This is a genomic window from Bradyrhizobium sp. BR 1433, from assembly GCF_051547665.1.
GTDB lineage: Bacteria > Pseudomonadota > Alphaproteobacteria > Rhizobiales > Xanthobacteraceae > Bradyrhizobium > Bradyrhizobium australafricanum.
On the sequence record NZ_JBPUGG010000001.1, the window covers coordinates 3142423 to 3166886 of the forward strand.

A 24464-nucleotide genomic window follows, 5' to 3' on the forward strand; every position below is an offset into this window, starting at 1 on the left:
TGGAAATTCCAGCATGGATGTTCGACCGGCCGGTATGCCCTGACGCCGAGCTTTTGACAGTTCAGCCGTTTGCTAGCATTGATGCACTTGCGGCGCTCTCTGCGCTTCTCGAACTGGCGTTGGGGGATCGAACGCCATCAGCTGCCCTGCTTTCGGGCGCATCTAGAGCCTCTCACGACCAGAATTGGGGAGAGCCTCATGTCGCGCGAGACGGCAAAGCCAGGGAGCGGATACCGACACAATCGACAACCGCGGCCGCAGCAGATGGATCTGTTCGGGAGCGGCCTTTCGCACGGCGCCATCGGCGCGCCCGGGTAGCCGGAACTGCCGGCGGAAACGCGGGCGGCCCTCACGAGCCTGATGACGCAGTTGATCCTCGAGCATGCTGCGACGGCAGCGATGACGCCCGCGAAGGAGGCCGATCATGATCTCTGACAAGGTCAGACCTCATCATCTGGAGCGCAAGGCACTTCTTTACGTGCGTCAATCCTCGGCACATCAGGTGTTGCACAATCGCGAGAGCAGCGCATTGCAATACGCCATGCGGGACCGGCTGACGGCGCTCGGATGGTCCGAGATCGAAGTGATCGATGATGATCTCGGTCGTTCGGCCGCCGGCGCGGTTCAACGCGCCGGCTTCGAGCGAATGGTAGCGGAGGTTTGTCTTCTCGGTAAGGTTGGTGCGGTTTGCGCCCGCGAGGTCTCGCGCTTCGCTCGCAACAGCCGGGATTGGCAGCAACTCATCGAGATGTGCCGCGTGGTCGATACCGTTCTGGTCGATCAGGAGACCATTTATGCGCCGCGGCACGGCGACGACCGCCTGCTGCTCGGGCTCAAGGGCAGCCTCAACGAGTACGAGTTGGATCTGTTACGCCAGCGCTCGCTCTCGGCCCGCTACGAGAAGGCGCGCCGGGGCGAGTTGGTTGTGGCAGCACCCGTCGGCTTCATGAAGGCTGGCGACCGTTATGAGAAGGATCCGGATCGGCGTGTCCCGCAAGCGATCAAGCTGGTGTTCGACAAGGTCGAGGAACTGGGCAGCGCGCGACAGGCGCTCTGCTGGCTCCACGAGTACAACCTCGATCTACCGTTGAAGCAGAGCAACGGCGACACCGCCTGGCGGCGACCGAGCTACTCGGCCATCCACCGGATCATTGAGAACCCGGTCTACGGCGGCGCATATGCCTATGGTAAGACGGCTGTGGCGGCGGGATACGGCACCGCGGGCGTGAGCGTGAAGATCCGCCGCAAGGCGCGGACCGAATGGCTGACGCTGACGCCCGACAGCCACGAAGGGTATGTGAGCTGGGAGAGGTTCGAGGCGATTCGCACCATGGTCAGCAGCAACGTTCCCACCAGTCGGCATCACGGCGCGCCCAAGCATGGTGACGCGCTGCTGACCGGTCTGATCCGGTGCAAGCGCTGCGGCCGCAAGCTCACACTCCGGTACTCCAGCATGAAGCACCGTATCCCGCGCTACAACTGCAGCCGCGCCTGGGTGGATACACTGCATCGCCTTCGGCGGATTGCGCGACGATGATGCGATCGAGGAAGCGCTGCTTGGCGTCATCGGTCCGGGGGCTATCGCCGCTACAATCGCTGCCGCCAATAAAGTCGGAGAACGGCGCGATCAGGCGCGCGATGCTCTCAGTCGCGACCTCGAAGCAGCGCGCTATGCCGCCGACCGGGCCTTCCGGCAATACGATGCGGCTGACCCCACGAACCGGCTGGTGGCGAGCGAGCTTGAAGCGCGCTGGAACAGGACGCTCGTCCATGTGGCGGAGGCCGAGGGCAAACTTGCCGCGCATAATGCGAGGACACCCCCTCCCGCCGTTGCTCCCCCCTCGCTCGGCGTCCTGGCGTCGAACCTGCGAACCGTCTGGTCAGCGCCGACACCGATGCCCGTCTCAAGAAACGCATCGTACGCACCCTGATCCACGAGGTTGTGGCCGACAGCTGCACTTTCAACTTCAGGCGCGGTACGAAGGTGTCGTGGACGCTATCAATGGCTGCCCGATCGAGTATCAAGTCGAGTTCGGCTGTGAGTGAGCACAACATTGCTCTAAGTCTCCAGTCTCATGCCCCCCAAGATGATGTTGAACTAATATGTAAAGCGAGAGCGATCTTGCGATTCCCTCCAGAAATGGTAGTAGGATTTCCTACCCTTTTTTCTGTATGCTTCACCATCGATGACCGGTTCGCTATTAAAACGTCGAAAGTTGTAGGCGGTGACGATTCAGGAATCGACGGCTCGGGGGTCGCGTCACCAGCACCAATTGATGCCGCTGACGTTTTGCGCAGGATGTAACCCTTTACTGTTGCAGGATCGGCATGGCTTTACCTTCGAATTCATATTCGATGAGGCCGATACTTGAGCGCAGTAGATCAAGCATCCTGCAAGGTGCGACTTTTGAACAGATACATAATGGATGTGGGACGTGTCGGTTGAGGGCATCCCCTTCGAAGTTATGGAGGGATTGTGAGTGTGGATGTCAAATCTCCTTCGTGCAGCTCCGCAGCGTCGACCGTCGTCTTTGTTGGCCGGAATCGTCGTGGCAACTGGGTCGCGCGCGAACGAAACGGCTTCTTTGGGGGCCTGTTCGTGAACCGCGCTCAAGCGTTCAAATACGCGCTGCTCGAGAATGGCCAACATCCAGAGAACATCTTTGAGGTCTCGCGTGAAATCGAGCTCGATATTCATACATAGCCGGCACGAGGCGCGTGGCCTGATATCGGCGCAATTGAGGAGGGTCGAACGGCTACGCGTCCGACGAGCAGATTGTCGACACAGTGTCGACTCACGCGTCAAAGTCGGAGATTGCGACTATCACAGACAGCGAAACCATGGAACTTCACCAGACGCCTCTGCTTGGGTGATGGGTTTACATACCCCAACTCCATTCGATGAGGCAGACCGCATAGATCTGAGAGCGTTAGAGATGCGAACACCAGATCGCAGCTGGCGTCCCGGTTTGGTGGTTTGCGAGACTGCCGGCGAAGCGTGACTCTCTCGGACACAGAGTGGGACATCGTCGTCATCCGTGCGGCTGTTGAGATCGCGCGCGAGGGCGCGCCCGGATCATCGCGGGCACTGGGTCGAACGCCGCCAACCGGGTTGCTGAATCAGCGCGCGCAAGCGGCCGGCGCAGATGCCGTTCTTTCGGTCGTACCTTTCTTCAACAAGCCCATCCGGAATGGGCACGCGCATTTCGCGCCATCGCCGACTCAACTGGATTGCCCACATCCTGCACGACCTGCATGCGCTGACCGCGAATTGGCGGATGACACCCTGGTGCGCCTGGCGGAATCTGAGCAGTTCGTCAGGCTGAAGGACGGGACGGTCGACGTCGTCCCCACACCGGCTTAACAGCCGGAAAGGCCCTACAATGCAAGAACATTAGGGGCTTAGCGCGTCGCGAGATCTCAACACCGCGCGGCGGGCTGCAAGATCAACTTAATGCAACGAGATGAACTCGCGTGGCGCACTGATTGATCGAACGCCATGCGCTTTTTTGTTTTACTTGACCGAACATCTTGTGATTGCAAGAGCTTGGCCGAGGCTTCCATCAATTGTCTAGCGACGACATCAAAAATTGCGCCCCATCAACTACCAACGTTAGTAATTTATCTAGATGAGAAGCATGCTAACTAGTGGTTGATGAGGCGTCGCCATGATTAATGGTCTCCTGCAAGGAGCTCGGCATGCAACGTGAGCCAAAATCTGTTCTCGCCAACGGCCCGGATCGATACGCTGACTTGTCGCTTGCAGAAGTACTGGACTATCAGGTCAGCTTTAGCCGCGAACTCTCCTTCCTCATGGAGAGCGCATGATGGGGTCTCCGGCGCGACCGCCGCGCAGACTTCAAACTGTCGTGCCAGTCAATTCCGCGCTCTGTTGGGTAACGCGAGTTAGAGCACGCCAATGTATGCGGCAGTCAACATCTTCGCCGTCGCGTACTCGGAGGCTTTAGCCGATCGTTCCTTTCAATAACCCGTGCGCAAATTAAGACGAGATGTAAGGAGCCAGGTATGATCGCAGCGAGCGAGTTGTTTCGTGGTGCGGCGCCCTACTACGCGCGGCACGCGGTACCGTATCCGGAAGACTTCTTCCGATCATTGGTTCGGGTTTGCAGCCTCTCCAACAGGAGTCGTGCACTCGATCTTGGTGCCGGCACGGGACAGATCGGCATTCCCTTGGCGCGGTCGGTTGCGGACGTGCTTGCCGTCGATCCAAGCGACGAAATGGTCCAGGAAGGAAGACGAATGGCGGAGGTCTTGGGAGTGAAGAACATAGAGTTTCGAGTGTCGATATCTGAAGACCTAAACGAACCAATGTCGTCATTTGATGTCGCAATCATTGCGGGTGCGTTTCATTACATGGATCGAGCGACGGTGTTGGCAAAGCTAGCCCAAATGCTTAAACTGGATGGCTGCGTTGCGATCCTCAGCCGCAAGCTGAATCGCTCGGAACCTAAAGAGTGGTACAATGCGATGTTGAGCGACATCAAGGAGTTCTGGGGAGGGAGCTTTCCGACGGGTCCCGTAGCCTTTGGGCCTGTACACACGGTGTCTAGTCAAGAAGTCCTTCGCGCTTCCAATTTCGGCGAAATCACAAAGCTTCGTCACTATTACGAGCATCACTGGAGTATTGATGACCTGCTTGGCTTCCTCTACTCAACGTCTCTAGCTGCGCCGGGTACTCTCGGACCTCGTCGTGACGAGTTTGCGACGCGTATTCGTCGGTTGTTATTGTCGTATTCGCCATCCGGTTTCTTTGTTGAACAAGGTCAAGTCACAACGTTACTTGGGTACAGACCTAGGGTCAGGACCGATTAATTTTGATTGATGCGTGGTTCAAGGTCTCCGGATTCGGAGACTTTGATGGGTGATCTGTTTCTGTTGAGCGAGCGCCAGATGGCGCGGATATCGCCGTGTTTTCCGTTGGTGCATGGCGTGCCGAGAGTTGACGACCGGCGCGTCGTGAGCGGCGTTGTCTATGTCATCCGCAACGGCCTGCAGTGGAAGGACGCACCGAAAGGCTACGGGCGCACAAGACGCTCTACAAGCGTTTCATCCGTTGGAGCCGGTGACCTGCCCCTGAATTTTCATCCAGCGGCAGTTAGAGTCTCGGGGGGTTGTACGCCTTGCGGCGCGGTGGAAGCAACGGGCGATCGGCGGAGCTGGTCGGGGTTGCGCAGCCGAGCGTTGCATTGGCTTGCCCGGTGCGATGAAGTGCCAGTCGATGCCAGTTTCTTTGCACCAGGCCAGCATGGCGTTACAGGTGAGCTCGGTGCCGTTGTCGGAGACGATCAAGCCGGGTTTGCCGCGCCGGGCGACAATCATCGTCAGTTCCCGCGCCACACGCCGGCCCGAGATCGATGTGTCAGGAATGGCGCCCAGACATTCCTTGGTGACATCGTCGACGATGTTGAGGATGCGGAAGCGCCGTCCATTGGCGAACTAGTCGTGGACGAAGTCCAGCGACCAGCGCGCATTCGGCTTCGCTTCCACCAGGATCGCAGCCCGGCACCCCATGGCCTTGCGGCGAGCCCGCCGCTTGCGGACCGTAAGCCCTTCTTCCCGATAGATCCGGTGAATGCGGTTGATGCCTGATGTCTCGCCCTCCCGCCGCAGCAGGATGAATAGCCGACGGTAGCCGAACCGTCGGCGCTCGTGAGCGAGGTCGCGCAGCCGGGCACGAAGCTCCGTATCCGGAGGGCGGCAAGATCGGTAACGGATCATCCGCCGATCCGCGTCGACGATCTTGCAGGCCCGTCGCTCCGACAGGCCCATCACGGCCTTCAGGTGCGCCACAGCGGCGCGCTTGGCGGCGGGCCCTACCATTTTTTTTGAAAGGAGCTCGCGAAGGGCGGCCGCGTCGAGCATCTGCTCGGCCAAAAGCTTCTTCAGCTTCGCGTTCTCCTCCTCGAGCGACTTCAGCCGCTTGGCCTCGGAAGCTTCCATGCCGCCGCACTTGGCCTTCCAATTGTAGATCGTCGCTTCGGAGACTCCGTGTTTGCGAGCCAGGTCAGCTGTCGTCGCCTCGCCTCATGCTCCTTCAACACTGCGATAATCTGCTCTTCCGTGAACCTTGCTCGCTTCATCTGTCCGTCCTTGCTCAGGCCGAACTCTAGCTCCATCTGGAGGAAATACTCAGGGGCAGGTCACGTTCCCCCACGTCCGACCCAAATCGCGGAAAACTCCGCAACCCATCCGCGCGACTCCGCCCCGCAACGCAAATGTGCCACTCTTCATGCTCGCACATCATGAATAAGACGGGCTAGTGCAGCCAAAGAGCGGATAACTGCGAGGTCCAAGTCGGGGCCAACTACCGGAATTCGGGGGCGCGCCCGTCGTAACCAAGGGTGGCCACGTCGTCCTATCCGCCGTACAACTACGTTCGATTGGATTGCGTGCATGGTGCAAGAGCAACCAGTCCCGGGGACGCGCGGCGAATTGCGCGAACCATACTGGAAGAGAAGGACCGGAAGATTATAAGTGAACTGGTTGATCTGGGAAGCAGGTCGCCCTTATCAGCGGAGCCGGTCGGGGTGCAGGGTCACATCGCGTGGCATTTTGCCGCTCCCAAGTCGGGGGCGTCGTAGTGAACGATTATTTTCTCGATAGCGGCCGAAGCGGTTGCAAAGGACGTCAACGATGGCGGAGGCACGCGCATAGCAGCCAAGTACGACGATAGGAGCGATGACCATGCCAGCGCACGACCCGGCTATTAAGCGGATGTATGCCCGCAGCAACAATTACTGCTACGGAATGGGCCTTGGGATCATTCTTCTCGACGAGGTTTATCCTGGTTTTCCCGGCGATGTGCGAAATGCCAGCGCCTATCCGTTCCCAATCCAGTACGAGATCGCCGAAGGCGTAGACATCAAAAATTTGCTCCGCGGTAAGGACAAAGCGAACCTTCTGAGGCCGGTGCTGAACGCGGCACGCAAGCTTGAGCGAATGGGCTGCCGCGCCATCGCTGCGGAATGCGGCTATTTCGCGTGGTTCCAGAAGGAGATCGCGAGCGCGGTCAAGGTGCCTGTCTTCGCGTCTAGCCTCTTGCAGGTGCCGTTGGCACAGATGGTAATCGGGCAAGACCAGGTCGTTGGTATCCTCGTGGCGGTCGCGCGCTACCTGAGTGACCGACATTTGACTTCGGTTGGGGTCACGCTGGGAACGAACTATGTCGTCCACGGAGCGGGGGACGACGGAAAGACGCCGCAATTCGCAAGCCTCTGGAACAAGGATATCCGCCCTGAAATCCCATCTGCGGACTACGAACTGGCGGAGCGCGACTTTGTAAAAGTGGCTCTGGATTTTGCGACCGCGCATCCGAACATGGGAGCGATGGTCTTGGAATGCACTGGCTTCCCGCCCTTCGCGCGGGCGGTTCAGAGGGAAATCGAGATGCCCGTGTTCTGCTGGGCAACGCTGCTAGACTATGCCTATTCGGTTTCTGTTCATCGCGATTTCTACGGGCATGTGTGAGTGTGATGCGTAGCGACACACTCGAATGCAGGGATGCGAATATAACAAACAATGATCCTGACGATCACGGCAACAAATGCGCGTTGTGCACTCATGCTCGCTCCTGCAATTCTAAGGTCGGCAGTCACTCTGCGCTGCCGACGTGTCGACTTGTGACATTGCAAATACGAAGCGAGAAACGACATGTACGAGTTCAAGGAAGAGACCCGGGCGCTCATCGATCTGGTTCGAAGAATTGTCAAGGACCACCAAGAGCGGCTCGAGAAGCGAAAGCTCAGGGGCGAGACGCTGAAATGGACGGACAATGAGCCGGGACGTGAAGCGGCCCGCAAGGCTGGCCTGTGGGAACTCAGGCTGCCACGCGAACTTGGCGGCGCGGACCTTTCAGTGGTCGATTGGCTCGCCGTCACCGAGGAAAACCATAAATGTCTAGTGCCGATCAGCTTCGGTGGCGACGTCGCCGGTCTGCGCGAGTTGCTTCATTTGAAGGGCGAGCAGAAAGCCCGTTACCTCGATCCCTTCCTGGCAGACCGCGCTAAACCGATGTGCTTTGCGCTGACCGAGCCTAGCGGCGGGTCCGATCCGGCCCGCAACATTTCGACCCACGCGAAGCCGGACAGCGACGGCTGGGTCATCAACGGCTCGAAGATCTGGATCAGCGAATTCAACGATGCCGATCGAGTGTTCGTTTTCGTCCGCACCGGAAAGGAGAAGACTGCCAACACTCTTTCGATCTTCGCCGTGGAGAAGGACAACCCCGGCCTCATCGCACGTGCGGTACCGATGCTCGGCGGGTACACGACGCACCAGCTGATCTTTGCCGATTGCAAGGTAGACGAGCTCGCGCACATCGGCACGGAAGGTGCCGGATTCAAAGGCGCACAAGACACACTGAACCCGATCCGGTTCGGCAGCGCCGCGAAGACGCTCGGCATTGCCCAGCGCTGCTACGATATGATGGTCGAGTACGCCAAGCAGCGAGATCTATTCGGAAGCCCGCTGGGCGAGAAGCAAGCGATCCAGTCGATGATCGTCAACTCATGGATCGAAATCCAAGAGAAGCGACTGATGATGTACACGTGCGCGGACAAACATGATCGCGGCGAGTATACTCGCGTCGAAGCAAGCATGATCAAGATGACCTGCAGTGAAATGGTCGGCCGCGTCATCGACCGGGCCATCCAAATCCTCGGTGCGGCGGGCTGCACATGTCGAAGTCCGCTGGCGCACTGGTACGACAAACAGCGCATGTCGCGCGTCTGGGCAGGCCCGACCGAAGTCCTCAAATACCGCGTGCTCGCCCGCCATCTATTGGCGTAAGCGCCAGGTGTTTAGCCCCAAGCGTTGATGGTGCATTCATGTCGCACGATTCGAGGGATGCGCGATGGGACAAGTTGTGCACGGTGGCGCCACCACGATGGAGCCGGTCCGTCGAGCAATACAAAATAGTCAAGAGAGCCTGAGAGCACTCGCCAAGGGCTATGGGGTCAACCCGAAGGCTATCGCGAAGTAGAAGAAGCCAGGTCGACCATCCTTTCCATTGAGGAGGAGGCCGACCATCGTCGCTTTCCGATTACATACGGTGCTTCCACTCGACGATTGCCTCTATCCACAGCAGTCGATCATCCCGCATCTCACTCGGTCATCCCTGTATCGCTGCTGCCAGCACGGCACCAACGATTGCCAGAGAAGGCTTATCCAATCGGCTATTTCCACATCGACGGCGCTGAGCTCCAGACCGCTGAAGGCAAGCTCTACCTCTACGTCGCAATCCACCGCACCAGCTAGTTCACCTTCGTGCAACTGGTCAAGAAGCCTTGCCTTCCTCGAGACTCTAATCGCGGCTGTCCCTAAAAAATCCACACGGTGCTCACCGACAATGGAATCCAGTTCACGTTCACACCGCGCTATGCGGACCACCCGACGGCAAGATACGTGACGCATATATTATGCGATGTCGGGAAAACGGGAGATCGGGCACCGGCTGAAGAAGGTCAAGCATCCCTGGACCAATGGTCAGGTCGAGCGCATGAACCACACCATCAAGTAAGCGATCGTCCAACGCTGCTATTATGATCGACACGATCAGCTCGAAGTTCACCTTGCCGACTTCATCCCGCCTACAACTACGCTCGGCGGCCGAAAGGACTGATCGACTGGTGAGTGCGCCGCGGTCAGTGGCTCATGCGCGGGCGACATTGTCATCGCACGCATGCCCGTATCGGATTGTTGGTTGTCGCCTCGGCGCTCGCTAGGCTCGGTTGCTCACTTCTCGGCTTGAACTGAGCTGAGGCCAGCCCGAACCGCAGCCTTGCTGCGGCATAAACAGAAAGGATTGATCGATGGGCGTTCTGAAGGGGATGAAGGTCGTCGAAATCGCAGGACTCGGGCCCGGCCCCTTTTGCGGCATGTTGCTCGCCGACCTCGGCGCGGACGTGATCGCAGTTGAACGTCCGGCTGCCAATGCAGACCACCCCAGGCCTTCGGAGATATATAACCGCGGAAAGCGCTCGATCATTCTGGACCTCAAGAAGCCGGGAGCAGCCGACATCGTATTGCAGCTTGTCGAGGGCGCCGACGCGCTGATCGAAGGCATGCGACCGGGCGTTATGGAGCGGCTTGGACTGGCCCCGGACGTTTGCCTCGCACGCCGCCCATCCCTTGTCTATGCCCGCATGACCGGCTGGGGTCAGTCCGGCCCGCTGGCACAGACTGCGGGACACGACCCCAACTACGTTGCTCTTTCAGGCGCGCTGTGGCTCGCCACCGCGCCTGGCCATCGGCCGGAGCCGCCCCCGACCCTGCTGGGCGACGTCGGCGGCGCGCTCTATCTCGCTATCGGAATCCTTGCTGGCGTTCTGCGCGCGCGCAAGGATGGACGCGGCCAGATCGTGGACGTCGCGATGGTCGACGGCTCCGCACACATGCTCAATCTAATCCTCTCAATCATCCGGGATCGCGGCGGAAACTTCGAGTGCGGCAAGCCGGCCTCTGACGCCAGGCACTTTGCCCGCTCCTATCGCTGCTCCGACGGCGAATGGATCAATATCGTCCCAGTCGAGCCGCAGTTCTACGCCGAACTCATCAAACGCCTCGGCCTCGATCACGATCAGCGCTTCGTGAAGGGGCAGGGCGATCCTAAGGCTTGGCCGGCTCTTTCGGGCGAGTTCACGGCGCTATTCGCGAGCAAGACGCGTAGCGAATCATGTTGAGTCCGAAGCGCAAATCGAGGTGGGCTCTCGCAGAGAGCACCAATGCTGTCATAACTTTCCTGGTACGCCAAGCCACCTTTCCCAATGCTCACGCATTTCGGAGGATTCGTCGATCGTCGCCAGGACGTTCAGCGGCAGCGGCCTGACAGGCGCGCGATAACCGGCAAGGGGAATCTCGCCAGGCGTCACACCGGCCACCAGAGCGAGCTTCAGCGCGACCTGTTCGCGGCAGCGACGTGCCTGACAGGCGCCCATGCTGACCCTGGTCAACCGCTTCATCTGATCGTGATTGAGCGGGCCGTCGCCCAGCATCGTCGCAAGGCTGCGGTTCTCGATCTTTTGTGGGCGGGGACCGAGATAGCGCGGCGGCTTCACGCCCGCAAGCTCGGCCCGTGTGACCTCTTCGCAGAGGCAGATCTTCACATCGCCGCCGCCCGTCTTCTCGAGCGCCTGCATCCAGTCGATGCGATAGGCGTCGCCGCCGTCATCGACCCCCGCGGCGTCGCCGACGACATATGCGCCGGGAAGGCTGGCCTGGCCGTTTTCGTCCAGTACCGGAACATGGCCTCCGCGTTGGCTCGACGCCACCAACTTGCAGCCGAGCACGTCGACCAGCTCGATGTTAGGCACAAGGCCGATGGCTAGGCAGACTGTGTCGCAGGCGATAACGCGTTCGGCCCCATTGTCGAGATCAACGAGGATCGCTTCAGTGACGCCGGCAACACCACCCCGTGCCTCGACAATAACGTCCGAGGTCAGGATCTGCACACCTCGCCGGGTGAGTTCAGCGACAAGCTCAGGCGGCCCTTGAGGTTCGTCGCGCACCTCGACGATGGCAGCAATATCAAGCCCGCGATCCCGTGCCGCCAGCGCCGTCGTGAGCGCCAGCGCACCTGAACCCAACACGACGAGGCGATGTCCGTCGAACGCGTCGTAGCGGGAAAGGAGCGCGTTCATCGCATTCGCTCCCATCACGCCGGGCAGCTCGGCGCCCCGGAAGGACAGGACAAGGTCGCGCGCGCCGGTCGCGATGACGATCCGGTCGAAACGCAGCAGCCAGGCGCGTGTTTCGTCGGCCAGCCCCGCGATCCGCCCGGGCAGCGACTGGACACCCGGTCCATTGACGAACGCGCCCCACACATAGGTGCCGAGCAGGACCTCGACTCCGGCCTCGAAGGCTGCCTCGATGCCAGGGTTGGATTTCAGAAGCTGCTCGACCATGCGCTCCTTTTGCTGCACCGCTGTGGTCATGCGCTGGCCGTAAAAGAGCGGCACGTCCATACCCATCAGTGCAGCGCTTATCGGATTTTCGTCGACCAGCGTAACCTTGGCCCCACTTCGCGCGCCATCAAGCGCGGCAGCGATTCCGGCCGGTCCGGCACCGACCACGAGAAGGTCAGCGGAGGCATTGATTTCAGGATATTTGCCGAACACTGGAGTCAAATCAATCGCGGGGACTCACGCGATGTGCTCCACCGTGACTGGGATTCGTATCTCCGGCGAGAGTGGCGTTCGGAACGGTGATTGGGCGCTTACGCGGCAATAACGAGGGAACCGTTTGTCGAATTCTTTTCGCTAAACGCCTATCGAGCGCCTCGCCGAGACGCCGTAGGGCCTTTTGCTCCACGGACGAGACATATGCGTGGCACAGGCTCATCTGAAATCCACCTTTGACCACCTGACTATAGCGCGCTCGACTTCATCAATCGATCCACTTGCTGCGGAGTGAGCCGGAGTTCAGAAAGCACGTCGTGCGTATGGGCCCCGCGCAACGGCACGGGCGCCGGCTCGGCCGATGGTGTGGCCGAGAACCGGGGCGCCGGCGCAGCCTGCAATACGCCGTCGACAATCACATAGACGCTGCGCGCGACGTTGTGCGGGTGGACAGCTGCCTCTGGTGGAGATAGCACGGGCGCGAAACAGGCGTTGGTGCCTTCCAGCAATCCGCACCATTCGCTACGCGTCTTGCTCGCGAATAGCGCCGTGAACTCGCCCGAAAGAGCCGGCCAAGCCTTAGGATCGCCCTGCCCCTTCACGAAGCGCTGATCGTGATCGAGGCCGAGGCGTTTGATGAGTTCGGCGTAGAACTGCGGCTCGACTGGGACGATATTGATCCATTCGCCGTCGGAGCAGCGATAGGAGCGGGCAAAGTGCCTGGCGTCAGAGGCCGGCTTGCCGCACTCGAAGTTTCCGCCGCGATCCCGGATGATTGAGAGGATTAGATTGAGCATGTGTGCGGAGCCGTCGACCATCGCGACGTCCACGATCTGGCCGCGTCCATCCTTGCGCGCGCGCAGAACGCCAGCAAGGATTCCGATAGCGAGATAGAGCGCGCCGCCGACGTCGCCCAGCAGGGTCGGGGGCGGCTCCGGCCGATGGCCAGGCGCGGTGGCGAGCCACAGCGCGCCTGAAAGAGCAACGTAGTTGGGGTCGTGTCCCGCAGTCTGTGCCAGCGGGCCGGACTGACCCCAGCCGGTCATGCGGGCATAGACAAGGGATGGGCGGCGTGCGAGGCAAACGTCCGGGGCCAGTCCAAGCCGCTCCATAACGCCCGGTCGCATGCCTTCGATCAGCGCGTCGGCGCCCTCGACAAGCTGCAATACGATGTCGGCTGCTCCCGGCTTCTTGAGGTCCAGAATGATCGAGCGCTTTCCGCGGTTATATATCTCCGAAGGCCTGGGGTGGTCTGCATTGGCAGCCGGACGTTCAACTGCGATCACGTCCGCGCCGAGGTCGGCGAGCAACATGCCGCAAAAGGGGCCGGGCCCGAGTCCTGCGATTTCGACGACCTTCATCCCCTTCAGAACGCCCATCGATCAATCCTTTCTGTTTTAAACTTCCATACCCATTAGCGCAGCGCCCACCAAATTTTCGTCGACCAGCACAACCCTGCCCGCGCTCCGTACGCTATCCGGCGGGGCCGCGATTCTCGTTGGTCCGGCGCCGAAAGCGGCACAGGCAGTGATTTCGGCATATTCCCGTACACCGATGTCGAGTCGATCGCGATGACGCGGACTCTGTTCATAGTGGTCCTTTGTGTCGCCTGAAGTATCGAATTGGCAACTGCGCGCGCGAATCGGCTGACACAGCAACATCAGCGCCAGCGCCCCTCCTCGCTGTCATAGGTGCCGGACAACGGATCGCTTACGGCCATCAGCTCACGTTTGAGCACTTTATTGCTGGTCACGGTTCTCGGAAGCGCCGAAGTGAAGGCGATGTAACGCGGCACCTTGAACACGGCAAGGCGCGCACGTGCATGCTGCAGGATGCGCTCCACGGGGAGATCGTCTCGCCTGACACCTTCCTTCAACTCCACGTAGATCTTGACCTCCTCGCCGCGCTTGGCATCGCGAACGGGTACGGCGGCAACATCCGCGATCTCTGCGATCTCGCGGATGACCGCCTCCACCTCGCGCGCAGCAATGTTCTCGCTCGAACGCCGGATCATGTCCTTCTTGCGTCCCACCAGCCAATGGAAGCCGAGTTCGTCGCGGCGCATCAGGTCGCCCGTCTTGAACCATTCGCGTTCGAAGAATTCGGCATTCGCGTCCGGCTTGTTCCAATAGCCCTTAAATATCGCACGCCCCCTCACCCATAACTCGCCGACTTTGCCGATCGGCGTAGGGCTGCCGTCCTCATTGACCAACCGCAGCTCCCGAAACGGCGCGCGAAGTCCGTGCGAGCCTGATTCGCTCATCTCTTCGGTGTCTTTAGTCATTTGTGTACCGTATCCGATTTCGGTCATGCCGTAGCAACCTAAGCTGCGCGCTCCAAACCTCTCGCGGAATTGGCGTGCCACGTCAGAACTCCAGTGGTCGTACGGCGCGACCTGTTTCAGAAACGTCGATGCATCATCGGGCGCTATAGGCTGGCGCGCGATCAGCTGGGGAATTCCACACCACTCAATGCGGTACATCTTGAGCCAATTGATGAAACGCGACGAACTGAGTTGCTGAGCCACATATAGCGTACCGCCTTGCCGATATGATCTCAAAAGCAGAACTTGCGCATAGCCATAGAAAAACGGCGACCAACACAGATATCTCTCGTACGGCTGATAGTCCATGTGGGCATACGCGTACGAGGCAACTCCCCAATAGTCGTGCGTCAACATGCAGCCCTTCGGAAAGCCCGTTGTGCCCGAGGTGTATTGGATATTCAGGAGGTCGTCGGGGCGCACATCCTCGTCTACCGGCGAGTCGTCGACACCCTTGAGCAAGGAATCGAGGGTCACGGCTGTTGCGTCGGAAGGCTGTCCAACAAGAATCACTCGCTCCTTGGCGAGGTCTCGCGGCCAAGGGTCCATCGCGGAGAACGCGGACCATGCGGACTCGTCCACGATAGCGAATTTGGCCTGGGTATCGCTGAGAATGTATTCGATCTCCCTGGGCGTGTAACGCATGTTGATCGGGATGATCGCTGCCCCGAGCTTTGCAAACGCGAACCACAGGATCGGGAATTCGATACGATTGGGCAGCATCACACCGATGCGATCGCCCTTGCGTACTCCGAATGTGCGCAGCGCATGTGCATAGCTGTTGGACCTACGGTCCATCTCGATGTAGGTCGCACGCTCGCCACGCTCGAAGATGTCGATCGCCGTTGCGGAGCCGTGCGTTCGCGCCCGCAGGGAAACCAGCTGTCCAACCGTGACGGTCTCATATGCGGACTCAAGCGCATCGAGACTGCACAAGGCCTGTGCTACGCGATCCTGCAGCTGGTTTGGTATCGATTGTGTGGCGGTCATTGTAAGAAAACCTTAGGCTCAGGGGACAGAGATACGTCGGCCGACGAGGACAACGTTTACCATTGGCTCGGCGACTTCAGGGTTCGCCGACGATGGCCGGTAATGCGGCCGCATTGGAAACCGACCCGCTCGCGAAGCGACGTTGGACAAGAAAAGAAGATGCTGCAACGCCTGCGCGCGTGGGATGATGCCGCGGCGAGCGCGGTTGTCGGCGCGGCCGTGATCAAGGGACGCGTTTGTGCCCACGTGAAGGCTCAGCGTCGCTTGCGCAGCGTGCCTTCCTGGACGACGGACGCCACCAGCGTGCCGTCCGGCTTAAAGATCAGCCCGCGCGTGAGTCCGCGACCGCCTTGCTCGCTCGGCAACTCCTGCACGTGGAGCAGCCATTCATCTGCGCGGAACGGGCGGTGAAACCACATTGCGTGGTCGAGGCTTAGCGGCATCATGCGCTCGAACAGCGTGCGGCCGTAGCGTGCCATCACCGCATCTAGCAGCGAGAAATCCGAGGCATAGGTCAGCGCGCACATATGCAGTGCTGGATCGCCGGGAAGCTTCGCGGCCGTCTTGATCCAGATATGAGTACGGCCGTCATCGATCTTCTGACCGAAACAACGGCCGACCGGACACAACTCGATCGCGTAGTAGCGGCGGATGAATTCCGGCATCTCGGGAAACATTGGCTGCTTCGACAATTCCTCCGCGGTGAGTTTTTCCGGCAGCAGCACATCTGGCATCTTGTCCTGGTGATCGAGGGGCCCCTCTTCCTCGGCGCGAAACGACTGAAAGGACACCATGATGGAAAAGATCGCATTGCCGTGCTGGATCGCGGTGACGCGCCGCGTCGAATAGCTCTTGCTGTCGCGCATGCGTTCGACCTGGTAGATGATCGGCAGCTGCGGGTCGCCGGGCAGGAAGAAATAGCAATGAAGCGAATGCGGCAGCCGGCCCTCGACCGTACGGCATGCAGCTACCATCGCCTGCCCGATTACCTGGCCACCGAACACCACTTCCCAGTTGGTCTTCGGACTGTTGCCGCGGAACAGATTCACCTCGAGCGGCTCGAGGTCGAGAATGGCGAGCGAGCCGATCAGCCTTTTGGACATTGACGTGCTTTCGGTTTTAGACATTGACGAGCTTTCCGTTTCATTGACGTCAGTCCGGCGCATGGTCACAGCCATGAACCCGAAAATCTCGAGATTCGGATTCGGCTCTTTCGAGCCGCCCTGGAATGACGGTATCGGCCCCTGTGCTAACGGATCCTTCACCGGTCCCCAGCAATCGACGTGCCAGAAAAACGCAGTGCGATTCTTTGCTTGAAGGATACAAATCCATGTGCTTCGTGCCGGCCGGCGGAATACTTACGCCTTAGTGTCGGGCTCCGGACATTGACGTCTTCAATCGGACTCAGCTCACGACAACAAGTTGCGTGAAACGACGACGGTGCCTTTCGTGCCGAACGTTTGGCCATGAGATTCTTCGAGACTATTGGCGTCGACGCTTCACACGACCTTCGCAATTTGAACAAGAAAACTCGTCAAACTCCGATCCGTCGACAATGCGCTAGCCGCTGGAGTTCCTTCGCCCATTCGAAATAGCTGACGATGAGTCCTCCCGCATTGCAGCGAACATCGGGCAGCGCACAGATCGCGTCGCCTCGTTGATGCAGGATAAATTCGGTTCGGGCGCCCGATAGCTTTGGTGGACCTTCGTCCGACCATCGTCGCTGTGAATCGGGCACGCCCCAGCGACTGCACGCTTTGGATAGAGCGGTTAGTCTAGTCTCTCAATTTCCAAGGTTTGCAGGTGATCGGCAACTGGTTCAAATTGCTCCCTAGCCGTTTCGAAGACAGGACGTCAAAGATTGCTCTAACTCATGAGTCACGCGTCTAACTCAATTCGAATGTGAGGCCACTTGGTGCGCTCAGGCGGGAACAAGAAAGAGGCCGCCCACGAATGCGCGGCCAGTTATTGTCCGTCGCGGGAGGAACAGTACGAACGAACAAGCTTCAGAAGAACGATCAGGCAGCGACTTTCTCCAAGAGCTCCTCCCAGCAAAGCTCAGCCGTCCGAAAGGCCACATCGAAGCGCGCCTTCTGGCCAGTTAAGATAGCCGACTCGTCGCAAGCGCAATCCGCCGACACGCTTCCTCAAGCTCCAAGGCCGACGTGGCGTAGGAGATCCGGAAATACGAGGCGAGTCCGAACGCGGCCCCCGGAACAACGGCTACGCCGACGCTGTGCAGGAGATATTCGGTGAAGTCGGTATCGCTGTTGATGGGTTCGCCGTCCGGCGTGGTCCTGCCGATCAATCCCGCGCAATTGGCGAAGGTGTAGAACGCCCCCTCAGGTATCCGACAGCTAATGCCTTCCATCTCGTTCAAGGCCGACACGACCAAGTCACGCCGTGCTTGAAAGGACCGGCAACGCTCCATCACAATCTCTGTGGGACCATTGAGCGCAGCGATGGCGGCGGCTTGGCTGATCGATGATGGGCACGACGTCGATTGGCTCTGAACAACGGCCATGGCGCGGATGAGCGTCCTCGGCCCGCCCGCGTAACCAATTCGCCAGCCGGTCATAGCATAAGCCTTCGAGACGCCGTTGATCGTCAGGGTTCGGTCACGGAGCGAGGGCTCGATGGCAGCGGGCGTCACGAAGCGGAAACCGTCGTAAATGATATGCTCGTAGATGTCGTCCACCATGAGCCAGACGTGCGGATGGTCCATCAACACGTCGAGGATAGGCCGGTAACCTGCCTCCGAATAAGCCGCGCCAGATGGGTTGGACGGGGAGTTCAACATCACCCAGCGCGTGCGCGGCGTGATTGCCCGCACGAGATCCTCCGCGGTCAGGCGAAAACCGTTGGCTTCCCGACATGGCACTAGCACGGGCTTTCCACCCATGATCTGCACGATGTCGCCATAGCTTACCCAATAGGGCGTCGGGATAATGACCTCGTCGTTGACTTCGAGAGTTGCCATCATGGCGTTGAAGAGAACTTGCTTGGCGCCAGCCGATACCGTGATTTCGTCTTGGGCGAAGTCGAGGCCGTTCTCCCGCTTGAACTTTGCGCGGATCGCAGCCTTCAGTTCAGGCGTACCGTCGAGCGCGGTGTATTTGGTATCGCCAGCCTCCATCGCGCGCTTGGCCGCTTCCTTGACGTGGTCCGGCGTGCCAAAATCAGGCTCGCCCGCCCCGAGAACGATAACGTCTCTGCCCTGGCGCTTTAGTTCGATGGCGAGGCCCGTGATCTTCAGGATCTCAGAGACGCCGATCGCCGAAAGCCGGCTCGCCGGCTGAAACGGGAAGGGCTGCTCTTGAACGGAAGCGTTCACGTCTGACCTCTCTCACGCAACGTCGAACTTGATACCCTGGGCGAGCGGCAGCGTCGTACCGTAATTGATGGTGTTGGTCGCACGTCGCATATAGCCTTTCCACGCATCGGACCCGGATTCGCGGCCCCCGCCTGTTTCTTTCTCGCCGCCAAATGCACCGCCGATTTCTGCTCCCGAAGTGCCGATATTGACGTTGGCGATGCCGCAATCGGATCCACGCGCCGACAGGAATGTTTCGGCTTCGCGCACATCATTGGTGAAGATCGAGGACGAAAGGCCCTGCGCAACGGCGTTGTGAAGTTCCAGCACCGAATTGAAGTCGCTGTACTTCAGCACGTAGAGGATAGGTGCGAAGGTCTCGTGCTCGACTGGACCGGTCTGCGCGGTCATCTCGACCAAGGCTGGACGGACATAGTAGGCGTCGGCAGCTCCCTCGATGGCGACGCGTTCACCACCATGAACGGTCCCCCCTGCGGCTTTCGCAGCCTCAAGAGCGCTCTGCATGCCGCGATAGGCCGCACCGTCGATCAAAGGTCCAACCAGAGTGCCGGCATGAAGCGGATTGCCGATCGTGACCAATGCATAGGCACGCTTCAGGCGCGCTACGAAGGAGTCGTAGATGCTCGCATGGACGAACAGGCGGCGCAGCGTCGTGCAGCGTTGGCCGGCCGTTCCCATTGCAGCAAAGGCAACGCCGCGCAGCGTCAGGTCGAGGTCGGCGGTGGGCGCCACGACCGAGGCATTGTTGCCGCCGAGCTCAAGAATCGCGCGTGCGAAGCGTTTGGCAAGCCGGGGACCAACGGCGCGCCCCATCGCCGTCGAACCGGTGGCCGAGACCAATGCTACCTTGGGGTGGTCAACGAGGACTTCGCCGACCTCGCGACCACCAATCGACACTGCCGAGAGCCCCTCCGGCGCCATCCCGCCGTCCTGCCTGAAGCGCTTCAAGGCACGTTCAAGCAGCGCCTGAGTTGCCAGCGCGGTCAGCGGCGTCTTCTCCGACGGCTTCCAGACGATGCTGTTGCCGCACACCAGACCAAGCGTCGCGTTCCATGTCCACACCGCGACTGGGAAATTGAAGGCCGAGATGATTCCGGTGACACCTAGCGGATGCCAGCTTTCCATTATCCGATGCTCAGCCCGTTCGGTAGCGATCGTGAGGCCATACAGCTGCCGGGAGAGACCGACAGCGAAATCGCAGACATCGATCATCTCCTGTACTTCACCAAGCCCCTCCGAGACGACCTTGCCAACCTCAATTGAAACCAGCCGGCCGAGAGCCTCCTTGTTGGCGCGCAATTCTTCGCCAAGCAGCCGCACAAGCTCGCCGCGCTTCGGCGCTGGCACCAGCCTCCAGGCGTGAAAGGCCACATGCGCCGCTTCGATTGCCGCGACACCATCGCCAGCACTGGTTTCCTGGAGCTGTCCGATGGTCTCGCCGGTGATGGGCGTATGCACCTTAAGCGCACCATCCTTATAGCGGGCCCGGCTCACGCCGAGTTCAGTGAGCAGCCTGTCGACTTCGCCGGGGAGCTCGAGTTCGGCTTGCGTTTGCACTTTCGTTGAGGCGGACATGGCAGCCTTCCCAGCGCTCGGTCTTGATTTCAGATGATTTGCAGGCGTCGCGGTAAAGTACTTATTGGCGTTCGTTAATCAGCCCGAAGCAGCGCGTCAATTGGGCTTCTCCTCAGGCACAGGCGAACTGGGTAGCCCCAAGCTGCTTCAATGCGCGATCGAGCGAGGCTCTCTCCGCTTGCGCATAGAGTTCCAATTCATCGTGAACGGCGATACCGAGGGCCGCTTCGAACTGAGCCCGGCTGGATGGCGCAGTGCAGCGCTTCTGCTCATCGGAGCCGAGGTTTGACTGGAATATACCGGCGGCACTGACGGGCAGGAAATCCTCGTACAGGATCGGATCAAATCGCAAGAAACCATCAGCGATCAGATCATCCACATCCGAGGGCAACCCGCCGTGTCGGCTTGATGCCAAGCCAGTTGCAGTTGCCGAATAACGGAAGAAGGCGAGCCCCCCGGAACGCAGCACCGCCCAATCGTCTGGAAACGACTTGAAACGGTCCGAGAGCTCGGATTCATAAGTCACCGCCTTCGACCCCCACACCGAGCTGGAAATCACGAGGGACGGATGCCAGCAGCTTATCATAAAGACCGCGCCCCCTCGGCGTCAGCGCGACGCCGCGCTGCTCAATCTCGCCGAAACGCGCAGTATGCGTTCCCGCCGCCACTTCACCAGCGCTCTGCCTGAAGGCGATCGGCTCCTCCAAGGCCTTGAAGCTAGTCTGCCGCAGGAGGATCGGACAGTTGCGATGCGGGGGCCCCTCGATAACCGCCTTGGGCGCAATCCCGCGTCGCGGCATGCCAACTTGGACGGCGTCGATGTCCAGAGTCCGCGGTGTGAGATGATTAATATGTGGCCCCCTGAAGCTGACAATGTCTGCGACCAAGCGGTGCGCGTCGTGCAGCTTTCGATAGGCCGCGAGATCGACCATGGCATCGCCGCGCCAACGGAAAGTCTCCAGGGCCTCGCGAACAAAATCCTCCGCCTCAGGACGCGTCAGTCCGCCTTCGGCCTCAAACACGCCCACCAGATAGAGAACCCGCGGCGTGAAAATGCGCCTCCCGGCGAGGATCGCGGCGACCTCGGCGCGCAGTCCGGGATCTTCGATCAGCTCGAGCCGAAGAAGGGAAGTAAATACGCGGAACGGATTACGACGAAGAGCCCTCTCCGCGATCGGGCGAAACGCAGTGGAATGAACCGGCACGCCGGCTACCGATAGATCATAGTAGCCGACGGGGAGCATCCCCATGACCGCGAAGACGCGACGAATGTCGAACAACTCCTGCGCCGTGCCAAGCCGGATGGCACCGTGACGCTCGAGATCCAGCCTTTCGATTTCGCCGCTCTGCTCGAGAACTCGCACGTAAGCAAGGGTCTGCACGCAACGTGTCGGCATTGACATCCGCAACGAGCTCCAAGAGCGCCCCGTATTGCGGAACTTCCGCGCGATACATGTTGGACATTGCTCGCGAGAACAGGTCGCGAATGTCATCCGGATGAACGTGCCGCCCGGCCATATATGACTCCGTTCTGACTCTTCCCTAAGGAAAGGTTCACCGAACCATACCAGTTTGGTATGGCATCAGAGATTATCCTTGCGTTTTCAATGCAATCAAACGATCTTTCCTTAAGATATCATTCTCTTCTGGAATGGAGATGCAACACGTACCCCGCCGATTCCTGCCGTCGACCGCGCTGCTGGCAGCTTTTGAGGCCGCCGCCAGAACGTGCAGCATCACCCTTGCGGCCAAGGAGCTCAGCCTCACCCAGAGCGCGGTCAGCCGGCAGATCAAGCTCCTTGAGGAGCAGCTCGAGGTCGAGCTCTTTACACGTGAACGCCAGTCCATCCGCCTGACCACCGCGGGCGAAGCCTATGCGCGCGAGATTCGCGACGCGCTGCGCAAGATCAGCACGGCATCCTTTAACCTTCACGCCAATCCGAAGGGCGGCACGCTCAATCTCGCGATCCTGCCGACCTTCGGAACGCGCTGGCTGGCGCCACGGCTTCCCAAGTTTCTTGCGCAGAATCCGGGCATCACCATCAACCTTGCAACGCGCCTGACTTCCTTCGACTTCCGCACCGAAGCACTGGACGCGGCGATCCATTTCGGGCCACGTGATTGGCCTGGCGCTGAGATGGTATTGTTGCGTTCCGAAGAGGTCGTCCCTGCCTGCAGCCCCGAACTGAAGAGCAAGTACGGCTTTCGGGCGGCAGGAGATCTTAAGAAGATACCACTGCTCAGCATTTCGTCGCGACCAAATGCTTGGGACCAATGGTTCTCGATCCAAAGCATAGCGGGCGGGTCCGGACAAACGATGTACTTCGATCAATTTGCAACAGTTACCCAAGCTGCAATGGTCGGCGTCGGCGTTGCGCTGCTGCCGACCTTCCTGATCAGGATGAGTTGGCGAGCGGAAAACTCGTTTGCGCCCTCAATCTGCCGATGGAAAGTGCGGAGCGATATTATCTGGTATGGCCGCCCGAGCGATCGACCCACCCGCCCCTCATCGTCTTTCGCGATTGGCTGCTGGCGGAAACCGCTGGCGATCGCTGAACTTCGCCAATGCACACACACCTACCGCTCAGATGTCGAGCACAGCGTATGCCAACAGCAGATCAGACACTGTTCTTCCGCGATGTCCGAATGATTGATGAGATGGCAGCCCCCGCGACAGCCTTGGGCCCAGCCTTGACCGCGTTCTCGGCACCTAGCGGGAAACAGTTCGGGACGAGGAATGTCGCAGGTCTGCCGAACAAGGGGATGTCCCGCGGGAAGGGTCAGCAAGAACGTCTTCGTGGCCAGAGAAAGTCGGCCGATACGCTTGTCATGCGGTTCCGTTGGGCCCAGCAGCCTTTTCCTGATGCATGGATCAGCCTGTCCGCAGGATCGCGAACGAACCGGCCCCCGTCTGTCAAACACTCTAGCCCGTCTTATTCATGATGTGCGAGCATGAAGAGTGGCACATTTGCGTTGCGGGGCGGAGTCGCGCGGATGGGTTGCGGAGTTTCCGCGATTTGGGTCGGACGTGGGGGAACGCGTTTGAGGAGCGATGGGGGATGAGCGGGGCATCTATCGCCCCGTTGGTCACGGTGGTTGAGACAAGAATGCGTCGACCAGGCCGCGGAACAGATCGGCTTCGGGACAGGCTGCGGCGAAGGCGATACGGACGCGGCTTGTGGTCTCGACGAGGCGAGCGGCGAATTTGAGAAGCCTGAGCCTGATCGTTGCGAACTCGGCGGTGGCGAGGTCGCGCGGTTTCGGGATCTTATCGCGCACGATGAGGACGAGCCAATAAGCGGCGGCGTTGAGGATAAGGCGGACCTGATTGGCGAGCGCCGAGCGGCAGCTGGTCCGATCGGAAGCGAGCTGACTTTGTGCAGCTTGATCAGGTTCTCGGCCTGTCCACGTTGGCAATAGAGGCTGTCGTAGATCCATTGAGCCGAGCCAATGCCCATGCTGGTGACGACATAACGGATATCGAGCCCGTGCCCGGTCGCCTTGATGCGGGCGACGACGCGACGCTCCCGATGCCAGGAACCGGCGGCGTGGCGGACCTCGGTGTAGTCTCGAACCACAGCCTTGCCTTCGATCGCCCGTTCGACGCGGACCGCGTCGGCGACCTCCTCGACCTTCATGGCGAGCGGCCTGGTCCCGGCCACGGCGAAGACGTAATCGATGCCGTTTTGCTCACAGAACTCCATGGCCTCAGGGCGGGCGTAATGAGTGTCGCCGCGGAAGGTGATGCGCGTCGTGGGCCATCGCTTTCGGATGTGACGGACGAGGCGGCGCAGATGGGCACGAACTTCGAGGCCGCCCGGCACCTTGCCCGGGCACAGAACGACCGCAACAGGCCGGCTGCGCTCGGTATCGTAGACATGAATCGGCAGAAAGCAGTGCTCGTCGTAATGCGCGTTGAACGATGATAGCTGCTGAGGCCCAGCCGCCCACCATCGAAAGCGGCTGTGATCTTCTTGCGCCTGACTGCGGGAAATATGAAGGGCAGAATCGTATCGTCGACCATGGCGGGTGTGGTTGCCTCGATGTCAGCGCAGAATTGGTGTTAGCAACCGAATCCTGCGCCCCATCAGCGGCTTACACCACACTC

General features: G+C 60.0%; 16 protein-coding genes and 6 pseudogenes. 12 read left to right on the plus strand and 10 right to left on the minus strand.

Going from position 1 to position 24464, the window contains the following annotated elements; all coding sequences use genetic code 11:
- Positions 1-424: 424 nt before the first annotated feature.
- The 7 genes and pseudogenes from ACSKB9_RS15470 to ACSKB9_RS15500 all read left to right on the plus strand — a co-directional run.
- On the plus strand, positions 425-1537 hold the full coding sequence (locus ACSKB9_RS15470) for a recombinase family protein (RefSeq protein WP_438074134.1): 1113 nt from the start codon (positions 425-427) through the stop codon (positions 1535-1537).
- A complete protein-coding gene (locus ACSKB9_RS15475; RefSeq protein ID WP_438074135.1) occupies positions 1524-1931 on the plus strand; it encodes a hypothetical protein in 408 nt (135 codons plus the stop codon). The genes ACSKB9_RS15470 and ACSKB9_RS15475 overlap by 14 nt, the downstream gene beginning before the upstream one ends.
- A 551-nt stretch (positions 1932-2482) precedes the next feature.
- Entirely contained in the window at positions 2483-2704 is a 222-nt protein-coding gene (locus tag ACSKB9_RS15480) for a hypothetical protein (RefSeq protein ID WP_438080232.1), read from the plus strand.
- 294 nt (positions 2705-2998) lie between these two features.
- The gene (locus ACSKB9_RS15485; protein WP_438074136.1) at positions 2999-3364 is read left to right on the plus strand and encodes a dihydrodipicolinate synthase family protein; all 366 of its coding nucleotides are present in this window, start codon (positions 2999-3001) and stop codon (positions 3362-3364) included.
- A 335-nt stretch (positions 3365-3699) separates the two neighbouring features.
- On the plus strand, positions 3700-3828 hold the full coding sequence (locus tag ACSKB9_RS15490) for a hypothetical protein (protein WP_438074137.1): 129 nt from the start codon (positions 3700-3702) through the stop codon (positions 3826-3828).
- Positions 3829-4026: 198 nt separating this feature from the next.
- The gene (locus tag ACSKB9_RS15495) at positions 4027-4833 is read left to right on the plus strand and encodes a class I SAM-dependent methyltransferase (RefSeq protein WP_438074138.1); all 807 of its coding nucleotides are present in this window, start codon (positions 4027-4029) and stop codon (positions 4831-4833) included.
- A 45-nt stretch (positions 4834-4878) separates the two neighbouring features.
- Positions 4879-5081, plus strand: a pseudogene (locus ACSKB9_RS15500) (transposase); the annotation flags it as partial.
- A gap of 121 nt (positions 5082-5202) precedes the next feature.
- On the opposite strand, the pseudogene ACSKB9_RS15505 reads toward ACSKB9_RS15500, so the two are convergent.
- Positions 5203-6101 (minus strand): annotated as a pseudogene (locus tag ACSKB9_RS15505) (IS3 family transposase); the annotation flags it as partial.
- 604 nt (positions 6102-6705) lie between these two features.
- Here ACSKB9_RS15505 and ACSKB9_RS15510 point away from each other — a divergent pair.
- The 4 genes and pseudogenes from ACSKB9_RS15510 to ACSKB9_RS15525 all read left to right on the plus strand — a co-directional run bounded on the left by ACSKB9_RS15510 (position 6706) and on the right by ACSKB9_RS15525 (position 10700).
- Complete coding sequence (locus ACSKB9_RS15510; RefSeq protein ID WP_438074139.1) at positions 6706-7488, plus strand: aspartate/glutamate racemase family protein; 783 nt, start codon at positions 6706-6708, stop codon at positions 7486-7488.
- A gap of 183 nt (positions 7489-7671) precedes the next feature.
- Positions 7672-8808, plus strand: coding sequence for an acyl-CoA dehydrogenase family protein (locus ACSKB9_RS15515; protein WP_438074140.1), 1137 nt, complete (start codon positions 7672-7674; stop codon positions 8806-8808).
- Positions 8809-8872: 64 nt separating this feature from the next.
- Positions 8873-9639, plus strand: a pseudogene (locus ACSKB9_RS15520) (integrase core domain-containing protein); the annotation flags it as partial.
- A gap of 191 nt (positions 9640-9830) precedes the next feature.
- Positions 9831-10700 carry a CaiB/BaiF CoA transferase family protein gene (locus ACSKB9_RS15525; RefSeq protein WP_438074141.1) on the plus strand — a complete coding sequence of 290 codons (870 nt, stop codon included), beginning with the start codon at positions 9831-9833 and terminating at the stop codon, positions 10698-10700.
- A gap of 48 nt (positions 10701-10748) precedes the next feature.
- Here the strand turns inward: ACSKB9_RS15525 and ACSKB9_RS15530 are convergent, their stop codons facing one another.
- The 8 genes and pseudogenes from ACSKB9_RS15530 to hglS all read right to left on the minus strand — a co-directional run bounded on the left by ACSKB9_RS15530 (position 10749) and on the right by hglS (position 21874).
- Positions 10749-12134 (minus strand): FAD-dependent oxidoreductase, encoded by a 1386-nt coding sequence (locus tag ACSKB9_RS15530; protein WP_438074142.1) that lies wholly within the window; start codon positions 12132-12134, stop codon positions 10749-10751.
- Positions 12135-12382: 248 nt separating this feature from the next.
- Positions 12383-13513 (minus strand): CaiB/BaiF CoA transferase family protein, encoded by a 1131-nt coding sequence (locus tag ACSKB9_RS15535; protein WP_438074143.1) that lies wholly within the window; start codon positions 13511-13513, stop codon positions 12383-12385.
- 281 nt (positions 13514-13794) lie between these two features.
- Entirely contained in the window at positions 13795-15447 is a 1653-nt protein-coding gene (locus ACSKB9_RS15540) for a class I adenylate-forming enzyme family protein (protein WP_438074144.1), read from the minus strand.
- A gap of 254 nt (positions 15448-15701) precedes the next feature.
- Positions 15702-16550 (minus strand): acyl-CoA thioesterase, encoded by an 849-nt coding sequence (locus tag ACSKB9_RS15545; protein ID WP_438074145.1) that lies wholly within the window; start codon positions 16548-16550, stop codon positions 15702-15704.
- Positions 16551-16981: 431 nt separating this feature from the next.
- Positions 16982-17185 carry a hypothetical protein gene (locus tag ACSKB9_RS15550; RefSeq protein WP_438074146.1) on the minus strand — a complete coding sequence of 68 codons (204 nt, stop codon included), beginning with the start codon at positions 17183-17185 and terminating at the stop codon, positions 16982-16984.
- A gap of 363 nt (positions 17186-17548) precedes the next feature.
- Positions 17549-18781: a pyridoxal phosphate-dependent aminotransferase gene (locus tag ACSKB9_RS15555; protein WP_438074147.1), complete on the minus strand. Its 1233-nt coding sequence runs from the start codon at positions 18779-18781 to the stop codon at positions 17549-17551.
- 12 nt (positions 18782-18793) lie between these two features.
- Positions 18794-20356 (minus strand): L-piperidine-6-carboxylate dehydrogenase, encoded by a 1563-nt coding sequence (gene amaB / locus ACSKB9_RS15560; protein ID WP_438074148.1) that lies wholly within the window; start codon positions 20354-20356, stop codon positions 18794-18796.
- 112 nt (positions 20357-20468) lie between these two features.
- Positions 20469-21874: pseudogene (gene hglS / locus ACSKB9_RS15565) on the minus strand (2-oxoadipate dioxygenase/decarboxylase HglS).
- A gap of 139 nt (positions 21875-22013) precedes the next feature.
- On the opposite strand from hglS, the pseudogene ACSKB9_RS15570 reads away from it, so the two are divergent.
- Positions 22014-22912: pseudogene (locus ACSKB9_RS15570) on the plus strand (LysR substrate-binding domain-containing protein).
- Between the two features lie 531 nt (positions 22913-23443).
- Here ACSKB9_RS15570 and ACSKB9_RS15575 read toward each other — a convergent pair.
- Positions 23444-24297, minus strand: a pseudogene (locus tag ACSKB9_RS15575) (IS1380 family transposase); the annotation flags it as partial.
- Between the last annotated feature and the right edge of the window lie 167 nt (positions 24298-24464).

Coding starts and splice junctions, on each gene's coding strand:
- ACSKB9_RS15470 (WP_438074134.1), top strand. CDS start 425: ATGATCTCTGACAAGGTCAGACCTCATCATCTGGAGCGCAAGGCACTT.
- ACSKB9_RS15490 (WP_438074137.1), top strand. CDS start 3,700: ATGCAACGTGAGCCAAAATCTGTTCTCGCCAACGGCCCGGATCGATAC.
- ACSKB9_RS15495 (WP_438074138.1), top strand. CDS start 4,027: ATGATCGCAGCGAGCGAGTTGTTTCGTGGTGCGGCGCCCTACTACGCG.
- ACSKB9_RS15510 (WP_438074139.1), top strand. CDS start 6,706: ATGCCAGCGCACGACCCGGCTATTAAGCGGATGTATGCCCGCAGCAAC.
- ACSKB9_RS15515 (WP_438074140.1), top strand. CDS start 7,672: ATGTACGAGTTCAAGGAAGAGACCCGGGCGCTCATCGATCTGGTTCGA.
- ACSKB9_RS15525 (WP_438074141.1), top strand. CDS start 9,831: ATGGGCGTTCTGAAGGGGATGAAGGTCGTCGAAATCGCAGGACTCGGG.
- ACSKB9_RS15535 (WP_438074143.1), bottom strand. CDS start 13,513: ATGGGCGTTCTGAAGGGGATGAAGGTCGTCGAAATCGCAGGACTCGGG.
- ACSKB9_RS15540 (WP_438074144.1), bottom strand. CDS start 15,447: ATGACCGCCACACAATCGATACCAAACCAGCTGCAGGATCGCGTAGCA.
- ACSKB9_RS15545 (WP_438074145.1), bottom strand. CDS start 16,550: ATGTCCAAAAGGCTGATCGGCTCGCTCGCCATTCTCGACCTCGAGCCG.
- amaB (WP_438074148.1), bottom strand. CDS start 20,356: ATGTCCGCCTCAACGAAAGTGCAAACGCAAGCCGAACTCGAGCTCCCC.